The 223-nt window shown below is 44.4% G+C and carries 1 pseudogene; it reads right to left on the reverse strand.

Annotated elements, in window-relative coordinates:
* Nucleotides 1–223 (reverse strand): annotated as a pseudogene (locus GJ691_RS19920) (collagen-like protein); the annotation flags it as partial.

The following is a 223-nucleotide window of genomic DNA, read 5'->3' on the forward strand; positions in this document are numbered from 1 at the left end:
GCCTTTATCTCCAGTTTCACCTTTATCTCCGACTTCTCCTTTATCACCGACTTCGCCTTTATCACCAACATCTCCCTTGTCTCCTTTGTCACCAACTAAACCTTTATCTCCGGTTTCACCTTTGTCGCCAACTAAACCTTTATCTCCGGTTTCACCTTTGTCGCCGGTTTCTCCTTTATCACCAACTTCACCTTTGTCTCCTTTATCTCCAGTTTCACCTTTG

Origin of the sequence: Maribacter luteus (assembly GCF_009674825.1) — a bacterium.
GTDB lineage: Bacteria > Bacteroidota > Bacteroidia > Flavobacteriales > Flavobacteriaceae > Maribacter_A > Maribacter_A luteus.